Consider the following 21,217-nt stretch of genomic DNA (forward strand, 5'->3'; position numbering starts at 1 on the left):
GATTCTGTCCAAAACTTTCTTTCCAGCCTGAGGGGGCCGGTGCAGGTGACGAACAACGAGAAGCTTGTCGAGTATCTGAAGCAGGCGGCGATCGACCTGCGAGAGAGCCGCCGTCGCGTCTGGGAGCTCGAATCCGAGCCGATCGCGATCGTCGGAATGGCCTGCCGGTACCCGGGCGGGGTGTCGTCACCGGAGGATCTCTGGGACCTGGTGTCCCAGGGCGAGAACGGCATCACCGAATTCCCCGCCGACCGTGGCTGGGACATCGACTCGCTGTACAACCCGGACCCCGCAAGCCGCGGTACTTCCTACGTCCGGCAGGGCGGATTCCTGCACGAGGCCGCGGAGTTCGACCCGGCATTCTTCGGCATCTCACCGCGCGAAGCGCTGGCCATGGACCCACAGCAGCGGCTGATGCTGGAGGTCTCCTGGGAAGCCATCGAACGCGCCGGAATCGATCCCCTTTCGCTGAAGGGGAGCAAAACCGGTGTGTTCGCCGGCGTCATGTACCACGACTACGGCACCGGAGTCTCCGGCATATCGGAGGAAGTGGCCGCCTTTCTGGGCAGCGGTTCCGACGGCAGTATTTTCTCCGGCCGGGTGGCCTATCTGCTCGGCCTCGAAGGCCCGGCCGTGTCCGTGGACACCGCCTGTTCTTCCTCGCTGGTCTCCCTGCACCTCGCGATCCAGGCGCTGCGCTCCGGCGAATGCTCGATGGCGCTGGCCGGCGGCGTCACCGTGATGTCCACCCCGGTCACCTTCGTCGACTTCAGCCGCCAGCAGAACCTGGCACGCAGCGGTGAGGTCAAGGCGTTCGGCACGGGCGCCGACGGCACCGTGCTCTCCGAAGGCGCCGGAATCCTGCTGGTCGAGCGGCTGTCGGACGCCGAGCGCAACGGTCACCCGATCCTGGCGGTGGTGCGGGGTTCGGCGGTGAACCAGGACGGTGCGTCCAACGGACTGACCGCGCCCAACGGCCCCTCGCAGCAGCGCGTCATCGACCAGGCACTCGCCAACGCCGGCGTGACCGCGAGCCAGGTCGACGCGGTGGAGGCGCACGGCACGGGAACGACGCTGGGCGACCCGATCGAGGCCCAGGCGCTGCTGGCCACATACGGCCAGGACCGCCCGGAGGACCGGCCGCTGTGGCTGGGTACGGTCAAGTCGAACATCGGACACAGCCAGGCCGCGGCAGGCGCGGCCGGTGTCATCAAGATGGTCATGGCCCTGCGGCACGGTGTGCTGCCCAAGAGCCTGCACATCGACGCGCCCTCGTCACACGTGGACTGGTCCGCCGGCGCGGTGGAGCTGCTGACCGAGGCCAGGCCATGGCCCGAGAGCGACCAACCGCGTCGGGCAGGCGTCTCGTCGTTCGGTATCAGCGGGACGAATGCGCATGTGGTGCTGGAGCAGGCTCCTGAAGAGGAGCGGGTGGAGTCGGTTGCTCCGGCGGTGGTGGAGCCGGGGCCGGGGCCGGTGCCGTGGGTGTTGTCTGCTCGTTCTCCGCAGGCGTTGGTGGGGCAGGCGGAGCGTCTTGGGGCGTTTGTGGCGCGGCAGCCGGAGTTGGGGCTTGCTGATGTCGGGTTCTCGCTTGCGACGAGCCGTGCGGGGTTGGAATACCGTGCCGTGGTCACGGGTTCGGACCGCGAGTCGCTGCTTGGTGCTTTGGGGGCACTGCCTTCGGTGAGTGGGCCGGTGGCTGGTGAGGGACGGCTTGGTGTGCTGTTCACCGGCCAGGGCGCGCAGCGGCTGGGGATGGGCCGTGAGTTGTATGAGACCTATCCGGTGTTCGCGCGGGCCTGGGATGAGGTGTGTGCGGAGCTGGACGGTCTGCTGCCTCGGCCGCTGACGGAGGTGGTCTGGGGCGGGGGTGATCTGCTCGATCAGACGCAGTATGCGCAGGCGGCGCTGTTCGCGCTGGAGGTGGCGCTGTATCGGTGGGTGGAGTCGCGTGGTGTGGCTCCGGCTGTGTTGCTGGGGCATTCCATCGGTGAGGTCACGGCTGCCTATTTGGCGGGTGTGTGGTCGCTGGCGGATGCGGCGAAGCTGGTGGCGGCTCGTGGGCGGTTGATGCAGGCTCTGCCGGCCGGTGGTGTGATGGTGTCGGTGCGGGCGTCGGAGGGCGAGGTCGCGCCGCTGCTGGAGGGCCGGGAGCAGGTCGGGATCGCTGCCGTCAATGGTCCTGAGTCCGTCGTGGTCTCGGGTGCCGAGGCCGAGGTGGAGCAGATCGCTGCCGTCCTGGAGGCCGAGGGGCGTAAGGTCAAGCGGCTGCGGGTGAGCCATGCTTTCCACTCGCCGCTGATGGACCCGATGCTGGCCGACTTCCGCACGGTCCTGGACCAACTCACGTACGACGAAGTCAAGTTGCCGGTCGTGTCGAATGTGACCGGCCGTCTCGCTGAGCCCGCCGAGCTTCGTGACCCGGAGTACTGGGTGCGGCATGTCCGGGAGGCCGTCCGTTTCCACGACGGTATGCGCGCTGCCTACGACGAAGGCGTCACCACCTTCCTCGAACTTGGCCCCGATGGCGTCCTGGCGGCCATGGGGCAGGACTGCCTCCGCGAGGTCGAGGGCACTCCCGCGGCCTTCCTGCCCGGTCTGCGCAAGGACCGGTCCGAGCCGGAAGCCGTCCTCCAGGCCCTTGGCGCTGCGCACGCGCGGGGTGTCGTGGTGGACTGGGCGACGTTCTTCCCCGGCGCCCGCCAAGTGGCCCTTCCCACCTACGCGTTCCAGCGACAGCGGTACTGGCTGGACCGCACCGGCGCCGGCACCGGCGATATGACCTCGGCCGGTCTGGGCGCTGCGGATCACCCGCTGCTCAGCGCTGCCGTCGCCCTGCCGGATTCGGACGGGTTCCTCTTCACCGGCCGGCTGTCTCTGGCCACCCACCCCTGGCTGGCCGACCACGCCGTCCTCGGAACCGCTGTGCTGCCGGGTTCTGCGCTGGTGGAGCTCGCTATCCGGGCCGGGGACCAGGTCGGCTGTGACCTGCTGGAAGAACTCACCGTGCGGGCGCCGCTGATCCTGCCGGAACGCGGTGGAGTGCAGCTCCGGGTCGCGCTCGGCCAGTCCGCGGTGGACGGTCGCCGTGAGATTGCGGTGTTCGCCCGCGATGAGGAAGCGGTGGACGAGGCGTGGACCCGGCATGCCGACGGAGTGCTGGCCGCGGGGGCACCCGTCGGCAGCATCGACGCTCCGGTATGGCCGCCGGTCGGCGCGGAAGCCGTCTCCGTGGAAGGGCTGTACGGGGAGCTGGCCGCGGCCGGGTTTGAGCACGGGCCGGTGTTCGGCGGCGTGCGAGCGATGTGGCGCCGTGGCGATGAGGTCTTCGCCGAGGTCGCTCTGCCCGAGGAAATCGCCGACCGGGCGGGCGAGTTCGGCCTGCATCCGGCATTGCTGGACGCGGCCCTACAGCCGGTGACTGGTGGGCTGCGGCTGCCGGTCTCCTGGTCCGGGGTGCGGCTGCACGCGGTGGGCGCGGTGTCGTTGCGGGTGCAGCTGACCAAGGCCCGTGACGGCTATGCGCTGACTGCGACGGACGAGGCCGGCGGCCTGGTGGCGTCGGCGGACGGGGTGACGTGGGGCGCGGTCTCCGCCGAGGAGTTCGCAAACGCCGGGGTGCGGCACCGGGATTCGCTGTTCGGGGTGGAGTGGTCGGAGTTGCCGCTTCGGTCTGAGCCGGTGGCGGGTTCGTGGGCGGTCCTTGGTGAGGATGCGGGGCTGGCTGCGGCGTTGGGTGCGGACGTACTGAGCGAGCTGGTGGACGTGCCGGAGCATGTCGTGCTGGCGGTGCCTGGCACGGATGGTGCGCTGGAGGTGCCGGCCGCGGTTCGGGCCACGGTGGGCCGGGTGCTGGAGAGCGTGCAGTCGTGGCTGGCTGATGAGCGTTGCACGCGTTCGAAGCTGGTGGTGGCGACTCGTGGTGCCGTGTCGGTGGCGGGGGAGCCGCTGGATGCGGTGGGCGGCGCGGTGTGGGGTCTGTTGCGCTCCGCCCAGGCCGAGAACCCGGGCCAGTTTGTGCTGCTTGACCTTGATGAGCAGCAGTCCTCGGTGGAGGCCGTCGCTGCGGCGGTTGCTTCGGGTGAGCCGCAGTTGGCGGTTCGCGACGGGGTGGTGTCCGTGCCGCGGCTGGTGCGGACTACGCCGTCGGACAACGCGCCGGTGTGGGGCTCCGAGGGCACGGTGCTGATCACGGGTGGGACCGGAACCTTGGGTGCGTTGTTTGCCCGTCATCTGGTGTCTGAACACGGTGTCCGCAGCCTGGTGTTGACCAGTCGCCGTGGGCTTGAGGCCAATGGCGCTCAGGAGTTGCAGTCCGAGCTGACGGAGCTGGGCGCTCGGGTCGAGGTCGTGGCGTGTGACGCGGCTGACCGGGAGGCACTCGGGGAGCTGCTGGCAAGCATCCCGGCCGACGCCCCGCTGACGGGTGTGGTGCACACTGCCGGTGTTCTGGACGACGGCATCATCGGCTCGCTGACCCCGGAACGTCTCGACACTGTTCTGCGGCCGAAGGTGGACGCGGCCTGGAACCTGCACGAGCTGACCCAGGGCCTGGACCTGTCGGCATTCGTGCTGTTCTCCTCCGCTGCCGGTGTGCTCGGCAGCGCCGGACAGGGCAACTACGCGGCGGCCAACTCCTTCCTCGACGCGCTCGTTGAGCACCGTCGGCTCAGTGGTCTGCCGGGTACCTCCCTGGCCTGGGGCCTGTGGGCCGATGCCAGTGGGATGACCGGGCAGCTCAGCGAAACCGACCTGCGGCGGATGGCGGCCGACGGCGTGCTGCCGGTCTCCGCCGCCGAAGGCGTGGACCTGTTCGACGCGGCGATCGCCGTGGAATCGGCGCTGTCCGTACCGATCCATCTCGATGTGCGGGCCCTCGCCGCCGCGCCTTCGGTACCGGCCATCCTGCACGGCCTCGTACCGGTCCGGCGGCGCACTGCCGCGGCCGGCGGCGGTGCCGGCAGCACATTGCGGGACCGGCTCGTCGTGCTGACGAAGGCCGAGCAGGATCGTGCTCTGCTGGACCTTGTCACCGCCCAGGTCGCCCTGGTGCTGGGCTACTCCGACAGCAGTGGGCTCGATGCGTCCCGGGCGTTCAAGGACCTCGGGTTCGACTCGCTCACCGCCGTGGAACTGCGTAACCGGATGGACAACGCCACCGGTCTGCGGCTGCCGGCCACGCTGATTTTCGACTACCCCACTCCGTCCGCGATGGTGCGCCATCTGCGGGAGGAACTGCTCGGCGGGCAGACCGCCACCCCCGCGGTACGTGCCAAGGCGGCCGTGGACGACGAGCCCATTGCCATTGTCGGCATGGCCTGCCGGTTCCCCGGCGGGATCGACAGCCCCGAAGCGCTGTGGGAACTGCTGGCGCGTGGCGGCGATGCGATCGGTGACTTCCCGGCCGACCGTGGCTGGGACGTGGAGCGGCTGTACCACCCGGACCCGGAGCACAAGGGCACCTCGTATGTGCGCGAGGGCGGTTTCCTCGGCAACGCCGGTGACTTCGATGCCGGGTTCTTCGGCGTCTCGCCGCGTGAGGCGACCGCGATGGATCCGCAGCAGCGGATCCTGCTGGAAACCTCCTGGGAGACCCTGGAGAACGCGGGCATCGACCCGACCACCCTGCGGGGCAGCGACGCCGGTGTCTTCGTCGGCACCAATGGCCAGGATTACGGCTCGGTCCTCGCCCAGGGCACGGACAACGCGGACGGCTACCTGATCACCGGAACCTCGGCCAGCGTGGTGTCGGGCCGGGTCTCCTACTCACTCGGTTTCGAAGGCCCCGCGGTCACCGTGGACACGGCGTGCTCCGCCTCGCTGGTGGCGCTGCACTGGGCGATGCAGGCACTGCGGTCCGGTGAATGCTCGCTGGCCCTGGCCGGCGGTGTCTCGGTGATGTCCACTCCCGACACCTTCGTCGACTTCTCCCGGCAGCGCGGCCTCGCGGCGGACGGCCGCTGCAAGCCGTTCGCCGCCGCGGCGGACGGCACCGGCTGGGGCGAGGGCGTCGGCATGCTGCTCGTGGAGCGGCTCTCCGATGCCCGGCGTAACGGCCATACGGTCCTTGCGGTGGTGCGGGGTTCGGCGGTGAACCAGGACGGTGCGTCCAACGGTCTGACCGCCCCCAACGGACCCTCGCAGCAGCGGGTGATCCGGCAGGCCCTCGCCGGCGCGGGTCTGGAGCCGTCCGAGGTGGATGCGGTGGAGGCGCACGGCACGGGCACGCGGCTGGGCGACCCGATCGAGGCGCAGGCGCTGCTGGCCACGTACGGCCAGGGCCGGCCCGCCGACCAGCCCTTGTGGCTCGGTGCGATCAAGTCCAACCTCGGGCACACCCAGGCCGCGGCCGGCGTCGCCGGCGTCATGAAGATGGTCCTCGCCATGCGCCAGGGCCTTCTGCCCAAGACCCTGCACCTGGACGAGCCCACCCCGCATGTCGATTGGTCCGCGGGTGCGGTCGAGCTGCTCGCCGAGGCACAGGAGTGGCCGGACACCGGCCGCCCCCGCCGCGCCGGTGTGTCGTCGTTCGGTATCAGCGGGACGAATGCGCATGTGGTGCTGGAGCAGGCTCCTGAAGAGGAGCGGGTGGAGTCGGCTGCTCCGGCGGTGGTGGAGCCGGGGCCGGGGCCGGTGCCGTGGGTGTTGTCTGCTCGTTCTCCGCAGGCGTTGGTGGGGCAGGCGGAGCGTCTTGGGGCGTTTGTGGCGCGGCAGCCGGAGTTGGGGCTTGCTGATGTCGGGTTCTCGCTTGCGACGAGCCGTGCGGGGTTGGAATACCGTGCCGTGGTCACGGGTTGGGACCGGGAGTCGCTGCTTGGTGCTTTGGGGGCACTGCCTTCGGTGAGTGGGCCGGTGGCTGGTGAGGGACGGCTTGGTGTGCTGTTCACCGGCCAGGGCGCACAGCGGCTGGGAATGGGCCGTGAGCTGTATGAGACCTATCCGGTGTTTGCGCGGGCCTGGGATGAGGTGTGTGCGGAGCTGGACGGTCTGCTGCCGCGGCCGCTGACGGAGGTGGTCTGGGGCGAGGATGACCTGCTCGATCAGACGCAGTACGCCCAGGCGGCGCTGTTCGCCCTCGAAGTCGCGCTCTACCGGCTCGTTGAGTCGCGTGGTGTGACGCCGGCTGTGTTGCTGGGGCACTCCATCGGTGAAGTGACGGCTGCCTATTTGGCGGGTGTGTGGTCGCTGGCGGATGCGGCGACGCTGGTCGCGGCACGTGGGCGCCTGATGCAGGCCCTGCCCGCCGGCGGCGTCATGGTGTCGGTGCGGGCCTCGGAGGACGAGGTCGCCCCGCTGCTGGAGGGCCGCGAGCAGGTCGGCATCGCTGCCGTCAACGGCCCAGAGTCCGTCGTGATCTCCGGCGCCGAGGCCGAGGTGGAGCAGATCGCTGCCGCCCTGGAGCGGGAGGGCCGCAAGGCCAAGCGCCTGCGGGTGAGCCATGCCTTCCACTCGCCGCTGATGGACCCGATGCTGGCCGACTTCCGCACGGTCCTGGACCAACTCACCTACAACGACGCCCGGTTGCCGCTGATCTCGAACGTGACCGGTGAGCCGGCCGACTCGGCCGAACTCCGCAACCCCGAGTACTGGGTCCGGCACGTCCGGGAAGCCGTCCGCTTCCACGACGGCATCCAGGCCGCGCAGTCCGAAGGTGTCACCACCTTCCTGGAACTCGGCCCCGATGGTGTGCTCTGCGCCATGGGGCAGGACTGCCTGCCAGAGACCGTCACCCTTCAGCCGAGTCTGCGCAAGAAGCGGTCCGAGCCGGAAGCGGTTCTCCAGGCTCTGGGCGCCGTATACGCGCGGGGTGTCGTCGTGGACTGGGCGACGTTCTTCCCCGGCGCCCGACAAGTGGCCCTTCCCACCTACGCGTTCCAGCGGCAGCGGTACTGGCTGGACCGCACCGGCGCCGGCACCGGCGATATGACCTCGGCCGGTCTGGCCGCCGCGGATCACCCGCTGCTCAGCGCCGCGGTGCCGCTGCCCGGATCCGACGGGTTCCTCTTCACCGGCCGGCTGTCCTTGGCCACTCACCCCTGGCTGGCCGACCACGCCGTCATGGACACCGTTCTGGTGCCCGGCACCGCGCTGGTCGAACTCGCCATCCGTGCCGGGGACCAGGTCGGTTGCGATCTGCTGGAGGAGTTGACCCTTCAGGCGCCGATGATCATCCCGTCGGCCGCCGGCATACAGATCCAGATCACCGTGGATGGTCCGGACGCCCACGGCCGACGCGAGCTGTCCATGTTCTCCCGTGGCGAGGACGGTGCGGAGCCGTGGACCCAGCATGCGCTGGGCGTGCTGACCACCGCAGGTGCCACACCCGTCCTGGACCTGGGTGAAGCGGCCTGGCCGCCGGCCGGGGCGGAGGCCGTCTCCGTGGACGGCTTCTACGCGGAACTCGTCGACGCCGGATTCGGCTACGGTCCGGTGTTCCAGGGGGTAAGGGCGGCCTGGCGACGCGGCGCGGAGCTGTTCGTCGAGGTCGCGCTGCCCGAGGGCGCGGCCGAGCAGGCCGCCGAGTTCGGGCTGCACCCTGCCCTGCTCGACGCCGTACTCCAGACCTTCGGTCTCAGCGACGACCTCGGCACGGACGGCCCCGGTCTGCCCTTCGCCTGGGCCGGAGTGCGCCTGCACGCCGTCGGCGCGGCCTCCTTGCGGGCCCGGCTGACGCCGACGGGCGACGGCGGAATGCGGATCCTGGCCGTCGATGACGCGGGCGCCCCGGTGGCCACCATCGACGCCCTGACCACCCGACCGGTGCCTGCCGCCGGGCAGCTGGCGAGTGCTGGCGGCGGACGGCGGGAGGAGTTGTTCGCGGTGGAGTGGGCGCCGGTCGCGCTGCCCGCCGGGGACGTGGACGGCTCGTGGGCGGTGGCCGACGAGGATGTGGTGCTGGCGGCCGGTCTGGGCGTGGCAGTCCTGGATCCGTCGGCAGAGTCGGTGCCGGGTCATGTGGCGTGGTCCCCGGCCGTGGAGACGGGCGCGAGCGCGGTGGTTCCGGGCTCGGTGCGCGGTGCCACGGCTGAGGTGTTGCAGCGGGTACAGGTCTGGCTGGCGGATGAGCGGTGCGACGGTTCGACGCTGGTGGTGGTGACCCGGGGCGCCGTCTCGATGGCGAGCGAGCCGGTTGAGGTGGCGGCGGCCGCGGTGTGGGGGCTGGTGCGGTCCGCGCAGTCGGAGAATCCGGGCCGGCTCGTGCTGGTCGATGTGGACGGCGAGGCGAATTCGCTCCAGGCGGTCCGTGCGGCCGTGGCGTCCGGCGAGCCGCAGCTGGCGATCCGGAACGGTGTGGTCTCGGTGCCGCGGTTGGCACGGACCGTGCCGTCCGGAGTGGATGGTGCGCGGGTGTGGGACCCCGAGGGCACGGTGCTGATCACCGGTGGCACTGGAAACCTGGGTGCGTTGTTCGCCCGTCATCTGGTGTCCGAACACGGTGTCCACAGCCTGGTGTTGACCAGCCGCCGGGGCCTGGAGGCTGTCGGCGCACGGGAGTTGCAGTCCGAGCTGACGGAGCTGGGTGCCCGGGTCGAGGTCGTGGCGTGTGACGCGGCTGACCGTGACGCGCTGGCCGCCGTGCTGGCAAGCATTCCTTCCGACGTCCCGCTGACGGGTGTGGTGCACACGGCAGGTGTTCTGGACGACGGCATCATCGGCTCGCTGACCCCGGAACGTCTCGACACTGTTCTTCGGCCGAAGGTGGACGCGGCCTGGAACCTGCACGAGCTGACGCAGGGCATGGACCTGTCGGCGTTCGTGCTGTTCTCTTCGGCCGCCGGTGTGCTCGGCAGCGCCGGACAGGGCAACTACGCCGCGGCCAACTCCTTCCTCGACGCGCTCGCTGAGCACCGTCGGCTCAGTGGCCTGCCGGGTACCTCCCTGGCCTGGGGGCCGTGGGCGGCGGACACCAGCGGAATGACCGGCCAGGTCGAGGACACCCATCTGCGGCGGATGGCCGCGGACGGGTTCCTGGCGATCTCCGCGGCCGATGGCACCGCGATGTTCGACGCGGCCGTCGGCGCCGAAGAGGCCGTGATCGCACCGATCCGACTGGACGCGCGGGCCCTCGCGGCCTCCGGGGCGGTGCCGGCGATCCTGCGCGGAGTGGTGCGGGTTCCCGCACGCCGCACCGCGGCCGAGGCCACCTCGGCCGGATCGCTGGGCGACCGCCTGCTCGGCCTCCCCGTCGAGGAACGCGATGAGCTGCTGCTCGACCTGGTGACCACCCAGGTGGCGGCCGTACTGGGCTACGAGAACTCGGGTGCGGTCCGTATCGACCAGGTATTCAAGGACCTCGGATTCGACTCGCTGACGGCGGTCGAACTGCGCAACCGGCTCAACTCGGCCACCGGCCTGCGGCTGCCCGCGACCCTGGTGTTCGACTACCCGACGCCGGCCGCGCTGCTGGACCACCTGCGGGACGAGTTGGTCGGGGACCGGGATCAGCCGGCTGTCACCAGCGTTGCCACCAGTACGACGGTGGACGAACCCATCGCCATCATCGGTATGGCCTGTCACCTGCCTGGCAACGTCCACAGCCCCGAGGACCTCTGGCGCATGCTGGAAACCGGGCGGGACGGCATCTCCGCCTTCCCCGGCGACCGCGGCTGGAACCTCGATGCCCTGTACCACCCGGACCCCGACCACCACGGCACCTCCTACACGCGCGAGGGAGGTTTCCTCGACGGCGCCGCGGACTTCGACCCCACCTTCTTCGGGATCAGCCCGAACGAGGCGCTGGCCATGGACCCGCAGCAGCGGCTCCTGCTGGAAACCTCCTGGGAGGCCCTGGAGAGCGCGGGAATCGACCCCACCACCCTGCGCGGCACCCCGACCGGCGTATACGCCGGGCTCATGTACCACGACTACGTCAACCAGTTGCAGTCCGTGGGCGAGGGCGTCGAGGGCTTCATGGGCACCGGCAACTCCGGCAGCGTGACCTCCGGCCGGCTGGCCTACTCCTTCGGGTTCGAAGGGCCCGCGGTCACCGTGGACACCGCGTGCTCGTCCTCTCTGGTGGCCCTGCACTTCGCGGTGCAGGCGCTGCGGTCCGGCGAATGCTCGCTGGCCCTGGCCGGCGGTGTGACCGTGATGGCCACCCCCGATACGTTCATCGACTTCTCCCGGCAGCGCGGCCTGTCCGCGGACGGCCGCTGCAAGCCGTTCGCCGCGGCCGCGGACGGTACGGGCTGGGGCGAGGGCGTCGGGATGCTGCTCGTCGAGCGGCTCTCGGACGCCCGGCGCAACGGTCACCGGGTCCTTGCGGTGGTGCGGGGTTCGGCGGTCAACCAGGACGGTGCGTCCAACGGTCTGACCGCGCCGAACGGTCCCTCGCAGCAGCGGGTGATCCGGCAGGCGCTCGCCGGCGCACGACTGTCCCCGTCCGAGGTGGACGCGGTGGAGGCGCACGGCACCGGTACGAGACTGGGTGACCCGATCGAGGCCCAGGCGCTGCTGGCCACGTACGGCCAGGACCGCCCGGAGGACCGGCCGCTGTGGCTGGGGTCCATCAAGTCGAACATCGGTCACACTCAAGCCGCGGCCGGTGTCGCCGGCGTGATGAAGATGATCCTTGCCATGCAGCAGGGGATCCTGCCCAAGTCGCTGCACGTGGATGAGCCCTCCCCGCATGTGGACTGGGCCGCCGGCGCGGTCGAACTGCTCGCCGAGGCGCGCGAATGGCCGGACACCGGCCGTCCGCGTCGGGCGGGTGTGTCGTCCTTCGGCATCAGCGGGACGAATGCGCATGTGGTGCTGGAGCAGGCCCCTGAAGACGTCCCGGCCGAGCCGGTCGAGGAGTCCCGGCCCGGGGCCCTGCCGTGGGTGCTGTCGGCGCGTTCGGAGCAGGCGTTGGCGGCTCAGGCGGGCCGGTTGGTGTCCTTTGTGGAACAGCGCCCGGAGGTGGGCCCGGCTGATGTCGGGTTCTCCCTGCTGAGCACACGGGCGGAGCTGGAGCACCGGGCCGTGGTGGTCGGCGCCGATCAGGATCAGTTGCTGAGCGGCTTGCGTGGCCTTGCCGGTGGGTTTGCCGGTGGCCTGGATGGTGCCGGTGTGGTCCAGGGCAGTGTGGCGGCTACGGCAGCTTCTGGTGCGGTGCTGGTCTTCCCTGGTCAGGGTTCGCAGTGGCTGGGTATGGCGGATGAACTGCTGGCTACGTCGCCGGTGTTCGCGGGGCGGATGGCTGAGTGTGGTGCGGCGCTGTCGGAGTTCGTGTCCTGGGATCTGATGGCGGTGCTGTCGGATGAGGACGCGTTGGCGCGGGTTGATGTGGTGCAGCCGGTGCTGTGGGCGGTGATGGTGTCGCTGGCTGCGGTCTGGGAGGACTGCGGTGTGGTGCCGTCGGCTGTGGTGGGTCATTCTCAGGGTGAGATCGCTGCGGCTTGCGTCGCCGGGATCCTGTCGTTGCGTGATGGTGCCCGGGTGGTGGCGTTGCGCAGTCAGGCCATCGGCCATGTCCTGGCTGGTCGCGGCGGCATGGTCTCCGTCGCCGGCTCGCGCGAGGCGGTTCAGGAGCGCATCGCCAGGTGGGGCGAGCGGCTGTCCGTGGCCGCTATCAACGGGCCGTCCGCCACGGTGGTTTCCGGTGAACCGGATGCGTTGCAGGAGTTGCTGGCGGAGTGCGCTGAGCAGGAGGTGCGGGCCCGGCAGATTCCGGTGGATTATGCCTCGCACGGCGCGCAGGTTGAGGAGCTGCGCGAGGAGCTCGCGACGGTTCTGGCTGAGGTGGCGCCTGCGGAAGGCCGTATCCCGTTCTACTCGGCGGTGCATGCGTCAGCCGTCTCGGGCGAGGAGCTGGATGCTGCGTACTGGTTCGAGAACCTGCGCAATCCGGTGCGGTTCGAGGAAGCCGTCCAGGCGCTGCTGTCCGACGGCCATGGCGTCTTCGTCGAATGCAGCGCGCACCCCGTCCTGACTCCGGGCATCGAGGACACCGCGCAAAGGGCGGGCAGCCCCGTTGTGGTGACCGGGACCCTGCGTCGTGAAGAGGGTGGCTGGTCCCGGTTCGCGCAATCGCTGGGCCAGCTCTGGGCGCACGGCGTCCAGGTGGACTGGAGCACCCTGGTTCCGGCCGGTCGGCGGGTCGACCTGCCCACTTATGCCTTCCAGCACAAGCGCTACTGGCCCGCCACTGTGGTCGCGGCCGGTGACGCCACCGGCCTCGGCCAGGCGGACTCGCAGCATCCCCTGCTGGGCGCGGCCGTGGCCCTGCCCGAGTCCGACGGCTACCTGCTCACCGCGCGGCTGTCCCTGGCCACGCACCCCTGGCTGGCCGACCACTCGGTACTCGGCGCCGTGGTGCTGCCGAGTTCCGCCCTCGTGGAGCTGGCCATCCGGGCCGGTGACCAGGTCGGCTGCGATCTGCTGGAAGAACTCACCGTGCTGGTTCCGCCTGTCCTGTCGGAAGGCGCCGGGCTCCAGCTCCGAGTCACCGTCGGCGAGTCCGATGCGGACGGGCGGCGGGAGCTGGCTGTGTTCTCCCGCAATGAGGACGCCGAGGCTGATCTGCCCTGGACCCGGCACGCCACCGGTCTACTGGCCGCGGGCGCTGCACCCGTCGGATTCGGCGAAGCGGTCTGGCCCCCGGCCGGCGCCGACACCTTGACGGTGGACGGGCTCTACGACGAACTCGCCGCCGCCGGGATCACCCATGGCCCGGTCTTCGAGAACGTCCGAGCGGCCTGGCGCCGCGGTGCGGACCTGTTCGCCGAGGTCGCTCTGACGGAGGAGAACGCGGGCGAGGCGGGCCGATTCGGTCTGCACCCTGCCCTGCTCGATGCCGCGCTCCAGCCGGTGACGCGCCAGGAAGCTGCGGACGGGACACAGCTCGCCACGCAATGGACGGGTGTGACGCTGTTCGCCGACGGCGCGACCGCGCTGCGGGTCAAGCTCTCCAGCGTGGGGGACGGCTACGCCCTCGTAGTCGCCGATCACGACGGCGAAGTGGTCGCCGCGGCCGAATCCATTGCCTGGACGGCGATTTCCGAAGCGGAAGTGGCGGTCGCCGGCCCGGGGCACCGGGATTCGCTGTTCGGGGTGGAGTGGTCGGAGTTGCCGCTTCGGTCTGAGCCGGTGGCGGGTTCGTGGGCGGTCCTTGGTGAGGATGTGGGGCTGGCTGCGGTGTTGGGTGCGTCGGGTGCGGACGTGCTGAGTGAGCTGGTGGAGGTGCCGGAGTGTGTGGTGCTGGCGGTGCCTGGCGTGGATGGTGCGTTGGAGGTGCCGGCGGCGGTTCGGGCCGCGGTTGGTCGGGTGTTGGAGGGTGTGCAGTCGTGGCTGGCTGATGAGCGTTGCACGCGTTCGAAGCTGGTGGTGGCGACTCGTGGTGCCGTGTCGGTGGCGGGGGAGCCGCTGGATGCCGTGGGCGGCGCGGTGTGGGGCCTGCTGCGTTCCGCACAGACCGAGAACCCGGATCAGTTCGTGCTCATCGACCTTGACGAGTGTGAGTCGTCGGTGGAGGCCATCGCTGCGGCGGTTGCTTCGGGTGAGTCGCAGTTGGCGGTTCGCGACGGGGTGGTGTCCGTGCCGCGGCTGGTGCGGACTACGCCGTCCGACAGCGCGCCGGTGTGGGGCTCCGAGGGAACGGTGCTGATTACCGGTGGCACGGGCACATTGGGTGCACTGTTCGCTCGGCATCTGGTGTCTGAACACGCTGTCCGCAGCCTGGTGTTGACCAGTCGCCGTGGGCTTGAGGCCAATGGCGCTCAGGAGTTGCAGTCCGAGTTGACTGAGCTGGGCGCTCGGGTCGAGGTCGTGGCGTGTGACGCGGCTGACCGTGACGCGCTGGCCGCCGTGCTGGCAAGCATCCCGGCCGACGCCCCGCTGACGGGTGTGGTGCACACGGCAGGTGTTCTGGACGACGGCATCATCGGCTCGCTGACCCCGGAGCGACTGGACACCGTGCTTCGGCCGAAGGTGGACGCGGCCTGGAACCTGCATGAGCTGACGCAGGGCATGGACCTGTCGGCATTCGTGCTGTTCTCTTCGGCCGCCGGTGTGCTCGGCAGCGCCGGGCAGGGCAGTTACGCGGCGGCGAATACGTTCCTGGATGCGCTCGCTGAGCACCGTCGGCTCAGTGGTCTGCCGGGTACTTCCCTGGCCTGGGGCCTGTGGGCCGATGCCAGTGGGATGACCGGGCAGCTCAGCGAAACCGACCTGCGGCGGATGGCCCGGGGCGGGATGATCCCGCTCGGCCAGGCCGAAGGCACCGCGCTGTTCGATGCGGCCATGGCCACGGACCAGCCGGTTGCGCTGTCCGCCCATCTCGACCTGAACACCATTGCCGCCACCGGAGAGGTTCCGTCGCTGCTGCGCAGCCTGGTGCGGGTCCGGCGCCGTGCCGTGACCACCGGCAGCGCGACGGCCGACACCCTCGCCGAGCGACTGCGCCCGATGACCGAGGCGGAGCGTGAGCGGACCTTGGTGGAACTGGTCCGCCGGCAGGCCTCCGCCGTCCTCGGCTACGACGGCGGCGACGCCGTGGGGACCACACGGGCCTTCAAGGAACTCGGCTTCGATTCGCTCACCGCGGTCGAACTGCGGAACCGGCTGAACGCGGCCACCGGGCTGACCCTGCCGGCCACGCTGATCTTCGACTACCCGAACCCGGAGGCCCTCGCCCGCTACGTACGCGAGGAACTGCTGGGCACGGTGGCCGCACCGGTCGCCACGGTCCCGGTGGCCCGGCCCGTCGACGACGACCCCATCGTGATCGTCGGCATGGCCTGCCGCTACCCCGGAGGGGTGGCCTCGCCGGACGACCTCTGGCAGCTCGTGACCAGCGGTGGGGACGCCATTTCCGGCTTCCCCGTGAACCGCGGCTGGGACCTGGACAACCTGTTCGGCAGCGACTCCGCCGAAACCGGCAAGAGCATCACCCAGCAGGGCGGATTCCTTTACGACGCGGGCGAGTTCGATGCCGGCTTCTTCGGGATCAGCCCCCGGGAGGCCTTGGCGGCCGATCCGCAGCAGCGGATTCTGCTGGAGGCCGCCTGGGAGACCTTCGAGAACGCCGGTATCGACCCGTTGGCCTTGAACGGCAGCCAGACCGGGGTCTTCACCGGGATCAACTACCACGACTACGCGCCCGCCGACGGAAACGTCCCCGAGGACATCGAGGGCTACCTCACCACCGGTGGCGCGGGCAGTGTGCTCTCCGGCCGTATCTCCTACTCACTCGGTCTCGAAGGGCCCGCGGTGACCGTGGACACGGCCTGCTCCTCGTCACTGGTGGCACTGCATCTGGCGATCCAGGCGCTGCGCACCGGGGAGTGCTCGATGGCCCTGGCCGGCGGTGTCTGCGTCATGGCCACCCCCGGCAACTTCGTGGAGTTCTCCCGGCAGCGCGGTCTCGCTGCGGACGGCCGCTGCAAGCCGTTCGCCGGCGCCGCGGACGGCACCGGCTGGGCTGAAGGCGCCGGCATGGTGCTCGTCGAGCGGCTGTCGGATGCCCGGCGGAACGGCCACCCGATCCTGGCCGTCGTCCGGGGTTCGGCGGTGAACCAGGACGGTGCGTCCAACGGTCTCACCGCCCCCAACGGCCCCTCGCAGCAGCGGGTGATCCGTCAGGCCCTCGCCAACGCCGGACTCGAACCGTCAGACGTGGATGCTGTGGAGGCCCACGGCACCGGTACGACACTGGGCGACCCGATCGAGGCCCAGGCGCTGCTCGCCACGTACGGGCAGAACCGGCCCGCCGACCAGCCGCTGTGGCTCGGTGCGGTCAAGTCCAACATCGGGCACACCCAGGCCGCCGCCGGTGCGGCCGGAGTCATCAAGATGGTCTTCGCGCTCCAGCAAGGGCTGCTGCCCAAGACCCTGCACGTGGACGAGCCCACCCCGCATGTCGACTGGACCGCGGGTGCGGTGGAGCTGCTCACCGAGACGCGGAAGTGGCCGGAGACCGGCCGCCCGCGCCGGACCGGTATCTCCGCCTTCGGCATCAGCGGCACCAACGCCCACGTCATCCTTGAGCAGGCTCCCGTAGAGGAACTCGCCACTACGGAAGCCACCAAGACGGGACTCGCGAAGACGGAACTCGCGAAGACGGAACTCGCGAAGACGGAACTCGCGAAGGCGGAACCCGGCGAGGCCGCGTCCGCCGCGAGCGGGCCTGCCGATGCGCTGTCCTGGATACTCTCCGCGCGGACGCAGGAAGCCCTGTACGCGCAGGCGGCACGGCTGGTGGCCTTCGCCACCGAACACCCGGAACTGGCCCCGGCCGAGATCGGGTTCTCACTGGCCACCACCCGCGCGGCGTTGGAGCACCGCGCGGTCGTTGCCGGGGCGGACCGGGATGCCCTGCTGGCCGCGGCCGGACGACTGGCCGCGGGCGAGCACCCCACAGCGGTCGCCGGCGATGGCCGGGTCGGCGTGCTGTTCACCGGCCAGGGTGCGCAGCGACTCGGCATGGGCCGTGAGCTGTACGACGCCTACCCGGTGTTTGCGCGGGCCTGGGATGAGGTGTGTGCGGAGCTGGACGGTCTGCTGCCGCGGCCCTTGCGTGAGGCGGTCTGGGGCGAGGATGACCTGCTCGATCAGACGCAGTACGCCCAGGCGGCGCTGTTCGCCCTCGAAGTCGCCCTCTACCGCCTCGTCGAATCCCACGGTGTGACGCCGGATGTGCTGCTGGGGCACTCCATCGGTGAGGTCACGGCTGCCTACCTTGCCGGTGTGTGGTCGCTGGCGGACGCGGCGAAGCTGGTCGCCGCACGTGGGCGCCTGATGCAGGCCCTGCCCGCCGGCGGCGTCATGGCGTCGGTGCGGGCCTCGGAGGACGAGGTCGCCCCGCTGCTGGAGGGCCGGGAGCAGGTCGGGATCGCTGCCGTCAACGGCCCCGAGTCCCTCGTGGTCTCGGGTGCTGAGGCCGAGGTGGAGCAGATCGTCGCGGCCCTGGAGTCTCAGGGGCGCAAGGTCAAGCGGCTGCGGGTGAGCCATGCTTTCCACTCGCCGCTGATGGACCCGATGCTGGCCGACTTCCGCACGGTTCTGGAACAACTCACCTACAACGAAGCCGAGTTGGCGCTGATTTCGAACGTGACCGGCCGTCTCGCCGACCCCGCCGAGCTTCGTGACCCGGAGTACTGGGTGCGGCACGTCCGGGAAGCCGTCCGCTTCCACGACGGCATCCAGGCCGCCCACGCCGAGGGTGTCACCACCTTCCTCGAACTCGGTCCGGACGGCGTCTTGTCCGCCATGGGCCAGGACTGCCTACCGCAGACCGCCACTACTACCGCCCCCGTCACCCTCCAGCCGACCCTGCGCAAGGACCGCCCCGAACCCGGAGCGCTGATGGACGCACTGGGCGGGCTGTGGGCCCGTGGCGTCGCGGTGGACTGGGCCCCGCTGTTCCCGGGGGCCCGCCGGGTGGCGCTGCCCACCTACGCGTTCCAGCGGCAGAACTACTGGCTACCGGCCAACGCGGGGAGCGGCAACGTGTCCTCGATCGGGCTGGGCGCCGCGGACCATCCGCTGCTCGGCGCGGCGGTCAGCCTGCCGGATGCGGTGGTCCTCACCGGGCGGCTGTCCCTGGCCACGCATCCGTGGCTGGCCGACCACACCATCATGGACACCGTGCTGCTGCCGGGAACCGCCCTGGTCGAACTCGCCATCCAGGCCGGCGACCAGGTCGGCTGCGATCTCCTGGACGAACTCACCCTGCACGCCCCGCTGATTCTCCCGCCGCACGGCGGAATGCAGCTGCGCGTCACGGTCGGGGAGGAGTCGGCCGGGGACGGGCGCCGCGAACTCGCGGTGTATTCCCGGAACGAGAACGAACCCGAGCTGGAGTGGACCCGGAATGCCACCGGCACACTGACCGTCGCGGCGGATACACCGGAGCGCTTCAGCGAAACTGTCTGGCCACCGGCCGATGCCGAGCCCATCCCGGTGGACGGGTTCTACGAGGAACTGGTCTCGGTCGGCTTCGCGTACGGGCCGGTGTTCCAGGGGCTGCGCGCGGCCTGGCGGCGGGGTGCGGAGGTGTACGCCGAAGTGGCCCTGCCCGAGGAGCCGGGTGCCGATGCGGCGAAGTTCGCCCTGCACCCTGCGCTGCTCGATGCCGCGCTACAGACCGTGGGCCTGCTCGGGGACGCCGTATCGGGGCTGCCGTTCGCCTGGACCGGTGTCCGGCTGCACGCCGTCGGTGCGACCGCACTGCGCGTCCGGCTCGCCCCGGCCGGTGACGGCGGGGTGCAGGTCCTGGTGGCCGACGAGACCGGTGCGCCGGTGGCCACCATCGATTCCCTGGTGACCCGGCCGGTGCCGGCCGAACAGCTCGGCTCCAGCACGCGGCGCGGAGCGCTGTACGAGCTCGCCTGGACCGTCCTCGAAGAGGAAGCCGCCGAGCCGGTATCCGGTAGCTGGACCCTGGTCGGCCCGGACGCCGAGAAGATCGCCGAAACCCTGCGGCGGGCGGGCGAGGACGTCAGCACCTGCCCGGAGCCGGCGAACGCCGCGGGCCAGGACGTGGCACCGGACTTCGTGGTGCTGCCGGTAGCGGTGCCGGCGTCCGGTGCCGGGACGGAGGCGACGCCGACCGCGACACGTGCGGCGGTGCACCGTGTCCTGGGCACGGTCCAGACCTGGCTTGCCGACGAACGCCTTGCGGACACCCGGCTGATCGTCCTCACCCGGGGCGCGGTCTCACCCGACGGGGCACCGGCCGACCTGGTGTCCACGCCGGTCTGGGGCCTGCTGCGTTCCGCGCAGTCGGAGCACCCGGGGCGGATCGTGCTGGCCGACCTCGACGACGAGGACACCTCGATGGCGAGGCTGCCCGCGCTGATCGCCGCCGGTGAACCGCAGGCCGCGATCCGCCGGGGAGTCCTGTCGGTGCCCCGCCTGGCCGTGCTCGAACCGTCCGGGCAGGACAGCGTCCCGGTGTGGAACACCGGAGGCACGGTGCTGATCACCGGCGGTACCGGTGTGCTGGGCGCCGAGGTCGCGCGGCACCTGGTGACCGGACACGGCGTACGGAACCTGGTGCTGACCAGCCGCAGCGGCCCGACGGCCGAAGGCGCCGAGGAACTGCGGGCCCAACTCACCGAAGCCGGCGCCCGGGTGGAGATCCTCGCCTGCGATGCGGCCGACCGGGACGCGCTCGCCGCGGTGCTGGCGGGGATTCCGGCGGACGCTCCGCTGACCGGGGTGGTGCACACCGCCGGAGTCACCGACGACGGGGTGATCACCTCGCTGACCCCCGACCGGGTGGACCGGGTGCTGCGGCCGAAGGTGGACGCCGCCTGGAATCTTCACGAGCTGACCCAGGACCTGGACCTGTCCGCGTTCGTGCTGTTCTCCTCGGTCGCCGGCATCCTCGGCGCGCCGGGACAGGGCAACTACGCCGCCGCCAACACCTTCCTGGACGCGCTCGCCGCGCACCGGAGGGCGGCGGGTCTCCCCGCGGTCTCCTTGCCCTGGGGCCTGTGGGCGCGGAGCAGCGGGATGACCGGCAAGCTCGGCGAGGCCGACCTGCGGCGCATCGGAAGCGGCGGGCTCGTACCGCTGTCTTCCGAGGCGGGTGTGGCACTGCTCGACGCGGCCACCGTGGCCGGTCCGGCCGTGGTGCTCCCGATGGACCTGGACCCGCGGAAGCTCGCGGCGTCGGGGGACATCCCCGCGGTGCTGCGCGGAGTGGTGCGGGCACCCGCACGACGGGCGGCGGCAGCCGGTCCGGTCGTGGCGGAGGTGTCGCTGGGCGACCGGCTGGGGGCGGTACCGGCGGCCGAACGGTCCGGCATGGTGCTCGATCTGGTGCGCACCCATGTCGCTGCGGTCCTCGGACATGCGGAGACCGGGAAGATGAAGGCGGATCAGCAGTTCACCGAGCTGGGCTTCGACTCGCTGACCGCCGTGGAACTGCGCAACCGTTTGCACACCGCCACCGGTCTGCGACTGCCGGCCACCCTGATCTTCGACTATCCGACCTCCGCCGCACTCGCGGACCACATCCTCGGCGAGGTGGTGGCGAACGAGCCCGACCCCGTCGCGACGGTGCTGGCCACCATCGAAAAGCTGGAAGCCGGTCTCTCGATGCTGCGGACGGAGAGCGGTGACCGAAGGGATATCACCAAGCGGCTGGAGCGTGCGCTGAGCCAGTACCGCGACGGCGATGCTGCGGAATACGGCGACGACACGGACAGCGATATCCGGGACGCCTCCACCGATGAACTACTGGACGTCTTTGACCGGGAGTTCGGTAACTCATGATCTTCCAGAACAT

At 70.7% G+C, this 21,217-nt stretch carries 1 protein-coding gene; it reads left to right on the forward strand.

The annotated features are described in order from the left end of the window. Nucleotides 1-45: 45 nt before the first annotated feature. Nucleotides 46-21,204: a type I polyketide synthase gene (locus TU31_RS09605; protein WP_042153645.1), complete on the forward strand. Its 21,159-nt coding sequence runs from the start codon at nucleotides 46-48 to the stop codon at nucleotides 21,202-21,204. The last annotated feature ends 13 nt before the right edge of the window (nucleotides 21,205-21,217 follow it).

It is taken from the genome of Streptomyces lydicamycinicus (assembly GCF_000829715.2).
Taxonomy (GTDB): domain Bacteria; phylum Actinomycetota; class Actinomycetes; order Streptomycetales; family Streptomycetaceae; genus Streptomyces; species Streptomyces lydicamycinicus.